This is a genomic window from Kitasatospora sp. NPDC058046 (assembly GCF_042885595.1).
GTDB lineage: Bacteria > Actinomycetota > Actinomycetes > Streptomycetales > Streptomycetaceae > Kitasatospora.
Window position 1 is genome coordinate 188,561 of the sequence record NZ_JBHVRS010000011.1, and the last position, 14,658, is coordinate 203,218.

The following is a 14,658-nucleotide window of genomic DNA, read 5'->3' on the forward strand; positions in this document are numbered from 1 at the left end:
CTCCAGCAGAAGCGGGGGAGGATGGGAGGCTACGACCGGTCGAGGGCGGCCAGCAGGGAGGGCCCGATCCGGCGGGCGGCGTGGGGGCCGATGGTCAGGACCAGGTCTCCCCGTCGGACGAGGGAGGCGACCAGCGATTCGGGGCCCGGCTGGTCCAGGCCAGGCTCGTAGCGGATCACCGTGCCCGTGGGACTGGCGGTGAGGATGCTCTCGCCGCCGTCGACGCGGTTGTGGTGACGGGGGAACGTCGAGTGGACGGGCAGCAGCACCGTCCGGTCGGCGGCCGTCAGGGCGTCGGCGATCAGGCCGGCGAGGGTGTTCGACCGCAGATGCCCGGAGGGCTCGTACACGGCCACCACCGCGCCCTCGGTGAGCATCCGGGCACCCAGGAGGTCGGCCTCGATCTCCCTCGGGTGCACGGCGATGGATTCCACGACGTCGATTCCACCGCTCGTGCCGAGCCGGGTCAGCGACCTCTCGACGCCGGCGAACGCGCCGAGCCCGTCGACGAGTTCGTGGCCGGGGACACCGAGCGCCCAGCCCGCGGCCCAGGCCGTCGCCACGGCCATGGCGGAGTTCGTCCCCGCGACCGGCACGGTGAAGGTGTGACGCTCGCCGCCGGCCTGGACGGTGACGCGGTGCTCCTCACCGGTCCAGAAGCTCCCGAGGACCTGCACGTCCATGTCGGCGCCGCGGCCGACGGTCACCACGCTCGGGCCCCGGCGTCGGCGCAGCCGGTCCGCGAGCTCCAGGCAGCCGGGCTGGGCGGCCCACAGCACCACCGTGCCGCTCCGTCGGGCGAGGGCCTCCATCTGGTCCAGCGCCTCCTGCTGGTTCCACCAGCTCGGCGGTGCGGCCTCCGCGGCGGTGACCAGTGTCACGGCAGGGGCGAGGCCTTCACCCAGGGAGCGGAAGCGCCAGCCGGGCGGCGAGGCGTCGTGGCCGGAGCTGTCCGGGCACAGGTCCACCACCAGGAGCTCTCCGCCGCCGCCGTAGCCGGCGGAGTCCCCTTTGGGCGCCTCGGCGAGGATCCACCCGGGGTCGCGGCTGACGAGCGCGCAGGTGAGCGCGGCGGCGGCCATGGTGGTCGAGTGGCTGCCGGCGACGGCGACCGTGGTCGGCGCCGTGGCGGCCAGCAGCTCGACGGCCCGCCCGTAGCCCAGTATCGGAAGGCCTCGCCCGACGGCGTGGTCCAGGACCTCGTGCACCACGGTGTTGTCCCCGCCCCAGATCAGCGAGGCCGTCCCGGGAGTGGCCGCCCGAAGGCCGACACCGCACCGTTCGAGCCTTTGGAGCAGGTCGGGGCGGGAATCGGGGCGCGGCGGCGAGACCGTCACCCGAGCGTGCCTCCGGGCCAGATAGGAGGCCAGGCCCGCGATGCCGGGGGTGTGGGGGTCGAGGATGTGGACGGCCGAGAGGAGGCCGGGCAGCGGCAGGGGCCGTCGAGGCGCTCCGGCGCTGTTCGCGGCAGTGGTCGTGTTCACGCCGGCTCCGTCAGAGCGGGTCCGTTGTCGGCCGGTTGGGCGAGGTGGAAGGCGACCTTGCCCAGGTGCTCGGTGCTCGCGCACACCACGGCAAGCATCGAGCCGACGTCGGTAGCGGCCGGCACACCGGCGTCGCCGGTGACCGGGTCCTTCAGGAACAGCGGATGGCGCAACACGTGAGCCTCCATGGCCGGAGTGGAACGTGGGGGGCGGGTCGAAGCACGTGGATCGGCTGGGACCCGACGGGAGCGCCGGTGGCGGCGTCTCCGACACGTCAAGAGTGGCCAGGGAGGCGGTACGAGCGGGAGGGGGTTGAAGGGGACAACCCCGAGTGTCCCCTTCATGTTCATGGGGACAGGGCAAGCTGTCCCCATGAACGGAGGCTGGCAGCCTGCGAAGGCATGCACAGTCAGGGAAGCGGTGAGGGACAGACCCACCTACGCCTATGAAGGAGGGGGGTCAGGAATCGTCGTTCGACCGAATCCCAGAGGGTGTCGGCGAGTTCAGATGACCGTCCAGCCCCACGGACGGGCCCCTTCCCGGCCTTGGATGCAAGCGAGGCGGTAGTGGGCCTGCTCGCGATGCCGTGTGGGATCGGCCGCAGCGAGCTGGAGTGCGAAGCAGGTGACGCGCAGTTCGCGGATGTTGCGCAGGACCGGAAAGCTCGGCTGGTCCGTGACATCGGCACCGTAGGCGGTGCAGATCGCCTCGTACTGCTGGGCGGTGATGCTGCCGAAGCTCGTGAAGCCCGCTGCCATCGTTGCCAGGTCGTACTCGCGCCGGCCCAGGGAGGAACGTTCGAAGTCGAGCAGGTAGGTGGTGTTCCGGGTGACCGCGGTGTTGCCGCCCCAGGCGTCTCCGTGGACCACGCAGAGCGGCTCTCCGAGCGGAAGGTCGTCCCAGGCAGCCTGGAGGTCCGCGAGGTGCCCTCGTAGCCAACTGCGCTGGTGGTCATCAAGGGTGACCGCTTCGGCGATCCGCTCGGCGATCCGGACGAGCGGGTCGAGGAGGCCGAGATCGATGTGCTCGGGTACGGGCAACTCGTGCAATCTGCGGAGGAGCGGAGCCATGTCCGCGCCGGTGCCCGGTCGATGGGGCGGCAGCTCGTGCCAGAAGGTGACGGGCCGGTCGCCGACGAGGACGGGGACGGAGAAGGCGTCCAACGGACGGACGACGGGCAGGCCGCTCTCGTGAAGCCACCGGGCTATCGCGATCTCCTGTACCGCCGCGGGCCGTTGGCCGGTGCGGGCGATCCGGGCCACCACACCTTCGGGGAGTCGCCACAACGCGTTCTCGCCCAGCCTGATCAGCTCGGCACCGTCGGCGGACAGACCGGCTTCGGCACATGCCCTGAGCAGGACGGCATGGGAACCGCTGGCAGTAGTCACCCACCTACCGTAGCGGCGATCTGGAGGTGCAGGCCTTGGAGCCCGCTGTGCCGTTCGTACCGGCGTGCGATGCTCGCCAGCTCCTGGAGGTCCCGCACGGCCCGGTGCGAACGGAGCCGGGCGACCTCGGCCATGGCCAGCTCGGTTTCCGGCAGCACGTCGTCGGGGTCTCCGACGACCAGCAGGAGGCCGGTCAGCTTGGTCCGGCTGAAGGTCCTGGATCGGGCGAACGATTGAGAGTGTCCGTCGACGGCGTTCCTGAGCCGGTAGAGCGCGTCGTCGACCGCGTGACCGGTGAGTGCGAGGTCGTAGACGGCATGGCCGGTGTCGCCCTGGTGCTGCGCGTCGTCGTAGTAGCTCATCCAGGGGGACTCCTGGGCTGCCCGGACCTGGCCGTACGCCTCGTCGGACCGTCCGATGGCCGCGAGAGCTGCCTGGCGATTGCCCAACCGGGCGTGCCCTCGTGCTGCCGCGTTGTTCAGCATGGCGCGTTCGGCGGGGGAGAGCCGGTCGGACCGGACGAGGCCCAGCTCGGCCAGGGTCACGCTGTCCTCGTACTGCTCACACCAAGTGGCGAGCCGGGAGCGCAGGTTGAAGGAGACAGCACGTGCCGACCAGTCACTTGCCTCCTCCGCGAGCTCTGTCGCCCACCGAAGGTGTCGGCCGGCCTCGGCGAACTCGCCCGTGTCGAGCAGAACGGCGCCGGCGGCGGAGGCGAGACGGCTCGCCGCGGTGAGCAACTTCGGGCGTAGCGGACTGCTGCACGGCGCCTCGGTCAGACCCCTGACCCACCGAAGCTGTGCGACGGCGGTCTCCCGAACGAGACCACCTCCACCGTGCAAGTTGTCCCAGCTGCGCAGGACGGCGGCGGCGGACTCGACGTGGGCGATATCCCCTGGAAGCACCGACGAGCCAGGTCCTGAGCCGGGCTGGATGAGCGGAACCGCGATCGGGCTCAGGCTGTCCACGAATGCTGCTGAGGGATGGGCTGCCTGCGCGGTCGCGACGGCGGAGTCGTCCTCGCCGCGAAGGCCCACTTGCATGTTCACCAGCACGAGGCTGCGGGCGAGTGCTCCGCCGGTGTCCAGCGCGATGTCGAGCGCCTCGGCGTGATGCGGCAGGCACCTGCGCTCACCGCGTTCCATCTTGCCGATCAGATCGCCGCTGAGGTGCACCAAGGCGCCGAGTTCGTCCTGCCCGTAACCCCTCAGCATGCGCCACTGCCGGATCTCGTTGCCCAGCCACTCCTCGGGCGAACGCTCCGGGTGCAGCATGTTGGGCCGTGCCGCCATCTCGCCCCCTTCGACCGGCCGTGGGGACCGATCTCGTTGTCCCCACGGCCGGGAGGATTCCTCACCTGTACCGGGAATCGGTGCTTCCACACATCTGCCGTCGTGGGCCAGGCGCCCTCGTCAAGGCCGGACGGCCTTGACGAGGATCGCCTGGCACTCGGCCGTGTCGATGTCCTGCTCGAACTCGCCGTCCTGGCAGCCCCGAACGAAGGCGGTCCACTCTGCCGCGGTGAAGAAGAGCACCCTCCCCGTGGCCGAGTGCCGAAGTGCGGTGGCGCCGTTCGGGAGGATGGCCACCTCCAGGCGATCCGCAGGATCGCTCTCCGGGGCCACCATCCATCGAGCTACGCGGAGGTCGAGCGTGTAGAGGTCCGACTTGGCGGCCGGCACGTACGTTGTCACGCTTCGACCAGGGTGTCGGCCGCGAGGGCGAGGATGAACGCACGAACCTGACCGGCACCGGACCTGAGCGCGGGGATCTCCGGGTTCTTCGAGTCCCGGATGGCGACAGCCGGAAGCCCTGGCACGGTCGCAAGCTCGACGCAGTTGCCGTTGTTCGCGGTGTAACTGCTCTTGTGCCAGAGCACATTGTCGAGCGGAACGGAGTAGAGGCGGTTTGTCTCGATCATGATGCGGTCAGTCTTCTCTCGGTCTTCGCGATCAGTGCCAGCGACTCCTGGGGACCGAGGGCGGCTCGCAGGAGGTAGGAATGGAGACGGGCGAGACGCCGCAGCCCGAGCGCGTCGTCCACGACGATCGTGCCCGTGACGGCCTCGGCGAAAGCGGTGCCCGGCGATTCCTGGCCGTCGCCCTGGAACAGGGTGAACGCGCCGGTCAACGTGCCTTCGGCCCCCTTGTCGAAGGGGACGACCCGAAGGTCTACGGACTCCAGGTCGGCGGTTTCCCGGAGATGGCGGAGCTGAGCCGCCTGGACGGACGGTCCTCCCACCTCGAATTCCAGCGCGGCCTGGGTGATGACGGCCGTCAGGCGAAGCGGGACCTCGTCGCGCAGACGGCGTTGCCTCATCCTCTTGACCTCGACCAGGCTGTCAACCTGGTCCGGGCCGAGCGCCGCGAAGCCGACCTCGGTGACTGCACGGGCGTAGGCCTCGGTTTGCAGGAGGGCCGGTATGTACGCGACCTGGTACTCGGCCGCGGCGACAGCCTCGTGCTCGTAGGAGATGAACTCCGTGTACCTGCTGCTGAGGACGTCAGCGTAGGCGTCCCACCACATGGCCGTGCGCGCTCGTCCCCGGCGGAAGAGGGCCTCCAGGTGGCCTCGATCCGACTCGGAGACGTCGAAGAGGTCCATGAGGGCCTCGAAGTCGGCCGGAGTGGCGCTGCGCTTGCCGGTCTCGACTCTCGTGACCTTGGAAGTGCTGCATCCGATCCGAGCGCCGACCTCTTCGGCGGTCCAGCCGAAGGCTTCGCGCCGGTGTCGCAGGTCGGCGCCGAACCTGCTGCGTGCGGCGAGCGGTTGCTGCGGGACGGCGGGCGTCATCGATTCCTCCGTGAAGCCGTGGTCCGAGGATTCTGTCGCTCCGTCAGCTTAGCGGGTCGGACCATGTACGGCATGTGTATGGCAACAGAATTGGCAATTTGCCAATCATGCGTAGGGCCGTATCAGCGCGGCATCCTCCCATGGATCCAGGCGCCGGCAGGCGTGCTGCGGTATGCCGGTGACCTGGCGACCCGGGTCCTGCCGGGATCCGGTGAGCCGGGTGCTGCCCGCGAGGAGTTCTACGGTCCCGATGCCGCGGAGTTCCCGGAGCCTGGCGGGCGGCCTAGGCTGCCGGGATGACGACATCTCCGGCGACCGGGTTCGGCGCGGTGGTATTCGACTTCTTCGGTGTCTTGACTTTCAACATGGTCGAGGTGATCCAGGCGTTCGAGGATCGGGAGAAGATCGTCCGCGGGACGTTCCTTCGCGGGTGGGCTTCACCGGAGGGACAGGAGCTGTTCCGTCGGCTCGAGCTCGGCCAGATCACCCAGGAGGAGTGGAACTCGAGGTTCGGCGGCCTGATCGGCGTCGAGCCTGCCGGCTTGATGGCGCGGTACCTCCACGACGCCTTCCCCGCCTACCCGGTGCTCCGCGTTGCTCGCCAGGCGCGTGCAGCCGGGATCAGGACGGCGGTGCTGTCGAACTCGCTCGGCCGCCAGCCGTTCGACCCGTACTCCGGATTCGACCTCGCCGGTACGTTCGATGCGGTGGTGCTCTCCGCCGACGTCGGCGTACGCAAGCCGGATCCGGCGATCTTCCGGATCGTGTTGGACCAGCTCGGTGTGGGCGCGGATGAGTGCCTGTTCGTTGACGACAGTGAGTCGAACCTTGAGGCCGCCGCCGGACTCGGGTTCACGCCGTTGCTCGGGTTGGACGAGGACGTGGTGGCCCGGCGTCTGCGCGAGCTGCTGCACCTACCCGGCAGCGGCCTGTAGGAAGTCCGCGATGGGCCGGTAGGCGGCGTGCGGGGCGAGTTTGACCCGCAGTCCCTTGAGCTGGGAGGAGGAGCGGGCGGAGTCGACGGAACCGAGGCAAGCGGCCGCCTGCCAGGCGGCGGCGACGGCCGCATCGAGGTCGTTCAGGACGAGGTGGGCCTCGGCGGCGCGGGCCAGGTAGATGGCATGGCTGCGGGGAAACTCCTCGTCGACGCTGGGGTGTGCCCGCATGCCGGCCTCGAAGCGGCGCAACGCCTCGGCCGGGTCGCCGAGGTCGAGCGCGCACGAACCGGCGATCATCTCCACCTCCGACCTGGTCACCCAGTAGAGGAACTCGGGTTCGTCGTCCTGTGGGCCTCTGTCCAGCATGTCGTGTGCCAGGCGGAGTTGGCGGCCGGTTGCCGCCTTGGCAGTGGTCTTCGACATCGCACGGGCGGTGCGGGCGGCCAGCATCGCCTCCATGCGGGGGGTGCTGTGTCGCCGCAGCTGCGAGCGGGCGGTCTCCAGGAGGGCCACCGCGCGGTCGGCCTGGCCGGTGGAGTAGAGCTGGACGGCTGCGAACGAGATGGTGTAGATGCCCCCGGTTGCGTCGCCTGCTTCGGCGGAGGCGCGGAGGGACGCGTCGAAGTACCGCTGGGCAACACCGGGGCGGCCTTGGTCGAAGGTGCACCAGGCGACCTGCCGTGCGGCTTCACCCGCGAGCCGGAGGAGACGGTTCGCGGCAGTGCCCCGGTAGCGGCCGGCCTTGAGGAGGGTCACCGCGAGCGACAGTTCCCCGGAGGCCTGCCTGCGGACCTCCCCGCTGCCGAGCTCGTCGTCCAACCTGCGCAGGAGCTCGAGTCGGCCGGCCATGTTGACCAACAGAGCCGTGCCCCCGGCGCTCTGCGCGCTCTCGACGGGTGCGCTGGGGCGGGCGATGCCCAGAGCGCCGGCCCATCCTCCCGCTGATGCCGACATTGCGGCACCGGCCTTGACGAACCCCCGGCGATCCACTCGGCCTGCTCTCCCGTCCACGAGGTCGGCGAGGACCGTCAGTGCCGCTCCGTCCTGACCCCACGGAACGGCGGACGGCGCAGCCTTGGCGTTGGCCAGCTCCTTCTCGAACTTGCCGTCGGTTCGCAGCGCGCGGTCGTAGGCCGCGGCCACGTCGATGGTCAATGATCTGTTCCCGTTCTCCACGTTACGCAGATACGCCGGTGTGAAGCTCGTTGCCTGGGAGAACTGCGCCCAGGACATCCCGGAGTCCCGGCGCGCCTGCCGTAGGTCGTTCCGTAGTCGCTCGGACATCGCGACGCTCCTCGGGATTTGGGATCGCTCGTGGATCGGCCCCAGCCATTGTTCCCGGGACGCTGGCGGTGTGTGCTCGGTTCAGCACAGATTGCCACTTCCGCCTGGTCGGAGCTGGGCCCCGGCCCCGCGGCGCCATGCTCTGCCTCGTACCCCTGATCTCGAGAGGTGCACGATGAACTCCCCCTTCGAAGCCGACCCGGCGGCCGGCCCTCTGCCCAACGGATGGCTCCCGGGCCTCCCGGCGGGTGGCACCTACACCATCGGCAAGCGGGCGAACTGCGACATCGCCCGCACGGTCGACGGAATCGACGGCAGCGACCTGGTCACCGTGGAACTCGTCCTGACGGCCACTGAGCTGACAAAGCCCGGCTTCGTCTGCGACTTCGGTGACCTCTCCGGGCTCCAGCAGCACGTCGACCAGGTCCTGGACCACCAGGACCTGGACACGATCCTGGCCGACCCCACCGACGCCGGAATCGTCGCCCATGTCCGGGCGTGGGCGCAGGAGAACCTGCCCGACGACGTGCGTCAACTGCTCGACGACGTCCGGGTCTTCACCGGCCGCCTCCCCGACCCCGCCGCTGATGAGGCCGTCCGCTTCCGGGCCCGGCACTGGCTGTGCGATCTGCCCGACGGCCACAAGTGCGGTCGCCACCACGGCCACGCCTACCTGGTGACCCTCCCGGACCCGGACCAGCCGGACAACCTGCTGCCGGTGCCCGGGAAGCTGCGCGAGGTCGTGCTCTCGCGCTTCCACGGGCAGGTCCTCAACACGGTCTTCGACTTCAACCCGACCAGCGAGCACCTGGCAGCGGTGCTGACCGCGTGGCTCGTTGAGCAGGAGCTGACGGCCGTGGGCGGGCGCCCCTTCACGGTCCGCGTGTCCGAGACGGCGAGCACCTGGTCGCAGTTCACCCTGGAGGCGGCGTGAGCACCCGGGCCACGGCGGCCGCCTCCCCCGATGGAGCCGCTGCGCCGGGAAGCAGCATCAGACACCTGGACTGGGACGACGTCCAGGCGCAGGCCGCCCGGATCGCCGCCGCCATCCGGACGGACGGGGTGCCGCAGACCGTGGTGGCCGTCGTGCGCGGCGGCATGGTCCCGGCGGTGCTGCTCACCCATCAGCTCGGTGTCCGCGACGTGCGGGCGCTGGAGGTGACCCACACCGTCGATGACAGCGCCAACGCGGCCAAGACCACCGAGCCCATGGTCCGCAACCCCGCCTCGCTGGGCGGGCTCGACGGCTTGGACGTGCTCGTGGTGGACGACGTGGTAGGCACGGGCCAGGCCCTGGCCAGCGCGGTGCGGATCGTGGAGCAGGCCGGTGCCGCCCGGGTGCGCAGCGCCGTGCTGGTGGTCAACGAGGCGAACTGGACCGGCGACAGGCCGCCTGGCGAGACGGTGACCTGGATCGGGGAGACGGTCCGCGGTTGGGTCGTCTTCCCCTGGGAGGCGTCCGCGTCGGCGGGAGCGGAGGAAGCGTCGTGAGCAGGGTCGCGCTGGTGCTGTTGTCCTACCGGCCCGACCAGCCGTCGGGTATCGACCGGTCGATCGGCGCCTTGGTCAAGGGGCTGCGGGAGCTCGGGCACACGCCGCTGGTGCTGACGGCGGGCCCGGCCGGTCCGCTGGACCACCTGGAGACCGGCCTGATCCGGCTGTCCGGCGTCACCCTGCCGCACCCGGCGACGAACGCGGACGTGCTGGCCGCCCTCGCCGACCCCGCACCGGTGGCGGCGGAGGTCCGGTCCGTCCTGGCCGAGCACGGCGCGGACGCGGTCTGCTGGGGAGACACCCTGTGGGGCCTGGGCTACCTGAGCCCCGCCCCGGCCGGAGTCACCACCGCGCTGATGGTCCACAAGATCCGCCCCAGCGCGGAGCAGCGCTGGCAGAACGCGCTGGCGGCCGCCGACGTCGTCTGCCCTGCCAGCGACTACCTCGCCGACGGCGGGTCCGCAGCCGGTCTGGACACCAGCCGCTGGCGGCCGGTCCTCAACGCCCTGCACACCCTCATCGAGCCTCCCACCGCCGGGGAGCGGGCCAAGTTGCGGGAGACGGGGCCGGTGCGGATCGTCTCGCGCGCGGACCCGGCCAAGGGCCTGGCCGAACTGCTCTGGGCACTGCCCCCGGACTGGGACCGGCCCGTGGAGCTGGTCCTGGCCGAAGCCGGGTTCGAGCTCCAGAGAGGAGGGCAGGCCCGGACCCTGGCCGCCTGCCGGGAGGTCGAAGCCCGGCGTCCCGGCCTGGTAAGCATCCTGCCGGCGCTCGGCTGGGCCGACGTACCGGACTTCTTCGCCGGCGCCGCCGCCACCGTCATCTCCACCCAGGTGCCGGAGACGTTCTGCTTCACCGCCGCCGAGGCCCTGTCCGTCGGAACCCCGGTGGTCGGTGTCGACCTGGGCAACGTGCCGCTGCTGGCCGGCGAGGCCGGGCGCTATGTGCCGCTGGAAGCCGGTCCCGGGGGACTGTGGTCGGCCGTGGCCGAGCTGCTGGCCGACCCCGGCCCGTACGAACGGGCCAGTGCGGCCGCCCCCGGCCGCATCACCCGCTTCACGCCCCAGAAGTCCGCCCGAGCCCTCCTGGACGCCCTCGGGCTCTGAGCCCACCGCACGACGCTTCGTCGCACGGGCGACCCGTGCGACCCCGTCACCCTTCCCACGGACAAGTGGAGGACACCTTCGTGGAGACCACCCTGCCAGCCCCCGCCGAACCGCACCCGGGGCCGGACTCCGGCACCCGCGCCCCGATCGACGCCACGGCCGTCGAGACCCTGCTGCGCGACCTGCTCATCGCGCTCGGCGAGGACCCCACCCGGCCCGGCCTCGCCGACACCCCGGCCCGCGTCACCCGGTTCTTCACCGAGTTCCTCGGGCACGAGGCCGGCACCACCGACACCACCTTCGAGTACCAGGCCGAGGGCGAGGGGTGCGTCGCCGTCGGCGGCATCCGCACCGCCTCCCTGTGCGAGCACCACCTGCTGCCGTTCACCGTCGAGGCAGTCGTCGCCTACGCTCCCGTCGACCGGGTGCTGGGCCTGTCGAAACTGGTGCGGATCGCCCACCAGCACGCTCACAAGCTCCAGCTGCAGGAGCGGCTCGGCGCCGAGATCGCCGAGGACGTCGCCCGCCTGACCGGCAGCAAGCAGGTGGCGGTGTGGATGGTGGGCGACCACTCGTGCATGGTGGCGCGCGGGGTACGCGCCCACGGGACCCGCACCGCCACCGAGTACCTGCTCAAGCCGCTGGCCGCCGACATGGCGGCGGTGGAGCGGCTGCGCCGCGTCGCCGCACTGGCCGGCGGTGCGCGATGAGCGCCGTGGTTACGCTCGAAGGCGTCAACGGGGTCGGCAAGAGCCACCTCGGCCGCCTGGCCGCCGCCGCCCTGGGCCCGGTGTGCGTGCCGCTGGTCGAACTGCCCGACTCCGCGCCGACCGGCCTGCCCGGCCAGGTCATCGCCGCGCTGCACAGCGAGGGCGACCGGTTCCTGCGAACCGGCCACCCGGGTACCGAGACGCTGCTGCTGGCCGCGCTCCAGGTCCACCGGCACGAGGCGCTCGCCCCTGTCGGCCCCGGCCGGATGGTGCTGGAGGACCGCGGTCCGGCGTCGGTGGCCGTCTACCAGGCCGCCGTCCTCGCCGAGGCGGCCGGCGCCACGGACGCCTGGGCACTGGAGCGGTCCCTGGCCATCGAGCAGATGATCCGGGGGTGGCGGCCCGCTCCCACGACCACCGTGCTGCTCACCGACGACCCCGACGCGTGCCGGGCCCGGTTCGAGCGACGCACTGGCCAGGCGGCGAGCCGGGACGAGCGGGCCCTGATGTCCCGTGCCGGACGGATCTACCACCAGCTGGCCGCCGTGTCGGACGGCTACGTGGTGCTGGACCGGCAGCTGATCGGCGAAGCCGACGCCGTCGACCTCATCACCGGGCTGTGCCGCGACGCGGCCGCCACGACCGCGGACGGGGTGGCCGAGTGAAGCCGGGGAAGACGGTCAGCCTGCTGTGGGGCCTGCGCTCGTTCTGCGCGTCCCACGGCTGCCGGTACTGCTACTTCGGGACCGTCGCCGAACACAGCATGCAGATGCCCACCCAGCTCGGGGTGCTCTCCCACCTGTCGCCGAACGACCTGACCACCGAACAGGTCCTGGCCTTCGCGGGCACGCTGGCCGACTCGCCGGTCGGCCGGGTGTTCCTGGCCGGCGGGGAGCCGCTGCTGTGGAGGCCGATCATCAAGCTGATCGAGATCCTCAAGACAGGCGGCCTGGAGGTGGTGGTGTGCACCAGCGGTGTTGCCCTGAACCGGGCGGACCTGTGCGATCAGCTGATCGAGCTGGGGGTCGACGCGGTGTCGGTGTCGCTGGACTCCGCCGACCCGGTCCACAACGACCGGTGGAGGCCGCCGCGCCGCGAGGGCGACGGCTGGAAGGCCGTTGTCTCCGGGATCAGCGCGCTGCTGGAGTCCCGCGGGCCCGCGCCCCGTCCCAAGGTCGGCATCTACAGCGTCATCACCGCCCGCAACCTGACGGACATCATCGCTGTGCCCGAACTCGCGGTGGCGCTGGGCTGCGACTACGCCGTCCCGCAGCCGATCGCCCTCGACCCCGGCCACAAGCTCGCCAAGGCGCTGTCCCTCACCCCCGAGCGCGCGCCCGAACTGCGCCAGCACTTCGACGAGTTGTACGCCGCCGAGCTGCCGCTGGTGCTGCCCGAGCGCGCCTACGCCCGCCAGGTCGCCTCCGCGGTCACCAAGCCCACCGACCTGGTCCCCGGCTGCTTCGGCGGCGACACCCTCTTCTTCGTCCAGCCGGACGGCACGGTGTGGGACTGCCCCTCCGGGCTGAAGATCGCCGCCACGGCGCCGGAGCGCCACCGCACCATCAAGGACACGGCCGCCCGGGACGTGTTCCCCGCTCCGACCGGCTGCGGCGCCGACTGCTCCCTGTTCTCCGTGGACTGCGTCAACATGTGGCCGCTCACCGGCTTCCCCGTGCTCTCCCCGACCGGAGCGGAGGCTCACCGTGCCTGAACCCGCGCACCACCAGGCGATGGCCGCCGCCGTCGCCCGCATGCCCAACCCGTCCGGCTACCAGGAGGTCACGGCGCTGGAGGAGGAGCTGGCGGCCGCGTTCGGCACCCGCCGGGCCGTCGCCGTCTCCTCCGGCACCGCCGCGATCACCACCGCGCTGGCCGCCTGCGGCATCGGAGCCGGCGACGAGGTCCTGCTGCCGGCCGTCACCGTCGTCATGACGGTCGCCGCCGTCGTCGCCGCCGGGGCCCGCCCGGTGTTCGTCGAAGCCGGCGCCGACGGCCGGGGCCTGGACCTGGCCGACCTCACCGCGAAGACCGGCCCGGGGACCAAGGCCGTCATCGCCGTGCACCTGGCCGGGCGCACCGACGGCATCCACGACGTGGCCGCGTACACCCGCACCACGGGCCTGCGGCTGATCGAGGATGCCTGCCAGGCCCAGGGCACCACCACCCGGGGCCGCCCGGCCGGCACCGTCGGCGACACCGGCTGCTTCTCCCTCAAGGACGGCAAGATCATCGCGTGCGGGGAAGGCGGCTACCTCCTCACCGACGACGACGCCCTCGGCGACCGGGCCGCCGCCTACCGCACCCACTGGCAGAGCCCCGCCCCCGACGCCCCGGCCGGAAGCCGCCTGGGCGTCAACTACCGCCTCGCCGAGCCGCTCGCAGCCCTCGCCCGCCACAACCTCCAACGCTTCCCCGAGGCGCTGGCGCACCGCCGTAGGCAGGCAGCCGCTCTCCACCGCGCGGTCGACGGCACCGCGGGCCTGGAGCCGATCGCCGCGGGCGACGGCGACATCCCCAACGGCTACAGCGCCCTTTGGCGCCTGACGCTGCCCGCGCCGCGCGCCTTCGCCGCCCACCTCGCCGGCCTCGGCGTGCCCAACAGCGTCGGCACCCACCGCCTCACCGCAGCCCACCTGCACCCGGCCTGCTCCGGCTACGCCACCGGCGGTCTTCCCCGCGCGCACGCTACGGTGGACACCCTGCTGGCCGTCCCGTTTACCGAGCACGACACCGAACTGGCCATCGAGCAATGGGCGTTGACGATCAGGCAGGAGGCCGCCGCGTGGAAGAGCTGATGCGCGATCCCCGCTTCGCCGACACGACCCTGGTGGTGATCGACTTCGAGGGGCTCACCCCCGCCGGACGGCCCGCCGAGCCGATCGAGGTCGCCGCCCTCGCGCTGCGCGCCAGCGGCCGCCGACTGGTGGAGGTCGGCCGGTTCGAGTCACTGATCCGCCCGCCCGCCGACGTCCCCGTCACCGCGATGGACACGGCCCAGACCGGCCTCACCGCCGCCCTGCTCGCCACCGCGCCCTCGTCCGCCCAGGTGATGGCCGACTTGGACGCTCGCCTGAGCGCACCGCCGTACCGGCTGGTGGCCCACCACGCGCACACCGAAGCCGGTCTGATCGCCCATCAGGCCGAGCACTGCCCCGTCCTGGCCGCCACGCCGCTGCTCGACACGATCGGCCTGGCCAAGGCGGTCCTGCCGGGGCTCGGCTCCTACCGGCTGGACAACCTGCTCGGCCACTACGGCATCCCCAGACCCGCGGACCGGCACCGGGCGATGCCGGACGTCCAGGTCACCGCCCAGGTCCTGGAACTGCTGCTGGCCGCAGGGTGCGCCACCGGCCGGTGGCGCACCCTGCTGGAGCTGGACATGGCCGCCGGGCTGCAGCCCAAGCGCCTGACCCCGGCCGTCCCGGACGCGGAGCAGAGCGCCCTGTTCTGACCGTCCG

17 protein-coding genes are annotated in these 14,658 nt (G+C 71.7%); 9 read left to right on the forward strand and 8 right to left on the reverse strand.

The window, feature by feature from the left end; all coding sequences use genetic code 11:
* Positions 1-29 precede the first annotated feature (29 nt).
* From ACFVU7_RS23125 to ACFVU7_RS23155, 7 genes are all read right to left on the reverse strand, one after another.
* A complete protein-coding gene (locus ACFVU7_RS23125; protein WP_388046834.1) occupies positions 30-1,484 on the reverse strand; it encodes a hypothetical protein in 1,455 nt (484 codons plus the stop codon).
* Positions 1,481-1,672 carry a hypothetical protein gene (locus ACFVU7_RS23130; RefSeq protein ID WP_388046836.1) on the reverse strand — a complete coding sequence of 64 codons (192 nt, stop codon included), beginning with the start codon at positions 1,670-1,672 and terminating at the stop codon, positions 1,481-1,483. Before ACFVU7_RS23130 ends, ACFVU7_RS23125 begins: the two co-directional genes overlap by 4 nt.
* Positions 1,673-1,987: 315 nt before the next feature.
* The gene (locus ACFVU7_RS23135) at positions 1,988-2,872 is read right to left on the reverse strand and encodes a phosphotransferase enzyme family protein (RefSeq protein ID WP_387824887.1); all 885 of its coding nucleotides are present in this window, start codon (positions 2,870-2,872) and stop codon (positions 1,988-1,990) included.
* A complete protein-coding gene (locus ACFVU7_RS23140) occupies positions 2,869-4,164 on the reverse strand; it encodes a helix-turn-helix domain-containing protein (protein WP_388046839.1) in 1,296 nt (431 codons plus the stop codon). The genes ACFVU7_RS23135 and ACFVU7_RS23140 overlap by 4 nt, the downstream gene beginning before the upstream one ends.
* Before the next feature lie 120 nt (positions 4,165-4,284).
* A complete protein-coding gene (locus tag ACFVU7_RS23145) occupies positions 4,285-4,566 on the reverse strand; it encodes a DUF397 domain-containing protein (protein WP_234348198.1) in 282 nt (93 codons plus the stop codon).
* Positions 4,563-4,793 carry a DUF397 domain-containing protein gene (locus ACFVU7_RS23150; protein ID WP_049649459.1) on the reverse strand — a complete coding sequence of 77 codons (231 nt, stop codon included), beginning with the start codon at positions 4,791-4,793 and terminating at the stop codon, positions 4,563-4,565. Before ACFVU7_RS23150 ends, ACFVU7_RS23145 begins: the two co-directional genes overlap by 4 nt.
* Entirely contained in the window at positions 4,790-5,665 is an 876-nt protein-coding gene (locus ACFVU7_RS23155) for a helix-turn-helix transcriptional regulator (RefSeq protein ID WP_063780036.1), read from the reverse strand. Before ACFVU7_RS23155 ends, ACFVU7_RS23150 begins: the two co-directional genes overlap by 4 nt.
* Before the next feature lie 296 nt (positions 5,666-5,961).
* Here ACFVU7_RS23155 and ACFVU7_RS23160 point away from each other — a divergent pair, with 296 nt between their 5' ends.
* Positions 5,962-6,600 carry an HAD family hydrolase gene (locus ACFVU7_RS23160; RefSeq protein WP_388046840.1) on the forward strand — a complete coding sequence of 213 codons (639 nt, stop codon included), beginning with the start codon at positions 5,962-5,964 and terminating at the stop codon, positions 6,598-6,600.
* Here ACFVU7_RS23160 and ACFVU7_RS23165 read toward each other — a convergent pair.
* On the reverse strand, positions 6,580-7,887 hold the full coding sequence (locus ACFVU7_RS23165; RefSeq protein ID WP_388046841.1) for a helix-turn-helix domain-containing protein: 1,308 nt from the start codon (positions 7,885-7,887) through the stop codon (positions 6,580-6,582). The genes ACFVU7_RS23160 and ACFVU7_RS23165 overlap by 21 nt on opposite strands.
* Positions 7,888-8,062: 175 nt before the next feature.
* Between ACFVU7_RS23165 and ACFVU7_RS23170 the strand changes: the two genes are divergently transcribed.
* From ACFVU7_RS23170 to ACFVU7_RS23205, 8 genes are all read left to right on the forward strand, one after another.
* On the forward strand, positions 8,063-8,821 hold the full coding sequence (locus ACFVU7_RS23170; protein WP_388046842.1) for a 6-carboxytetrahydropterin synthase: 759 nt from the start codon (positions 8,063-8,065) through the stop codon (positions 8,819-8,821).
* On the forward strand, positions 8,818-9,378 hold the full coding sequence (locus ACFVU7_RS23175; RefSeq protein ID WP_259316400.1) for a phosphoribosyltransferase family protein: 561 nt from the start codon (positions 8,818-8,820) through the stop codon (positions 9,376-9,378). The genes ACFVU7_RS23170 and ACFVU7_RS23175 overlap by 4 nt, the downstream gene beginning before the upstream one ends.
* Complete coding sequence (locus ACFVU7_RS23180; protein ID WP_388046844.1) at positions 9,375-10,487, forward strand: glycosyltransferase family 4 protein; 1,113 nt, start codon at positions 9,375-9,377, stop codon at positions 10,485-10,487. Before ACFVU7_RS23175 ends, ACFVU7_RS23180 begins: the two co-directional genes overlap by 4 nt.
* Positions 10,488-10,567: 80 nt before the next feature.
* The gene (folE, locus tag ACFVU7_RS23185; protein ID WP_388046846.1) at positions 10,568-11,197 is read left to right on the forward strand and encodes a GTP cyclohydrolase I; all 630 of its coding nucleotides are present in this window, start codon (positions 10,568-10,570) and stop codon (positions 11,195-11,197) included.
* Positions 11,194-11,862: a thymidylate kinase gene (locus ACFVU7_RS23190; RefSeq protein ID WP_388046848.1), complete on the forward strand. Its 669-nt coding sequence runs from the start codon at positions 11,194-11,196 to the stop codon at positions 11,860-11,862. Before folE ends, ACFVU7_RS23190 begins: the two co-directional genes overlap by 4 nt.
* On the forward strand, positions 11,859-12,911 hold the full coding sequence (locus ACFVU7_RS23195) for a radical SAM protein (RefSeq protein ID WP_388046849.1): 1,053 nt from the start codon (positions 11,859-11,861) through the stop codon (positions 12,909-12,911). The genes ACFVU7_RS23190 and ACFVU7_RS23195 overlap by 4 nt, the downstream gene beginning before the upstream one ends.
* Positions 12,904-13,995, forward strand: coding sequence for a DegT/DnrJ/EryC1/StrS family aminotransferase (locus ACFVU7_RS23200; RefSeq protein WP_388046851.1), 1,092 nt, complete (start codon positions 12,904-12,906; stop codon positions 13,993-13,995). The genes ACFVU7_RS23195 and ACFVU7_RS23200 overlap by 8 nt, the downstream gene beginning before the upstream one ends.
* Positions 13,983-14,651 (forward strand): PolC-type DNA polymerase III, encoded by a 669-nt coding sequence (locus tag ACFVU7_RS23205; RefSeq protein WP_388046853.1) that lies wholly within the window; start codon positions 13,983-13,985, stop codon positions 14,649-14,651. Before ACFVU7_RS23200 ends, ACFVU7_RS23205 begins: the two co-directional genes overlap by 13 nt.
* The last annotated feature ends 7 nt before the right edge of the window (positions 14,652-14,658 follow it).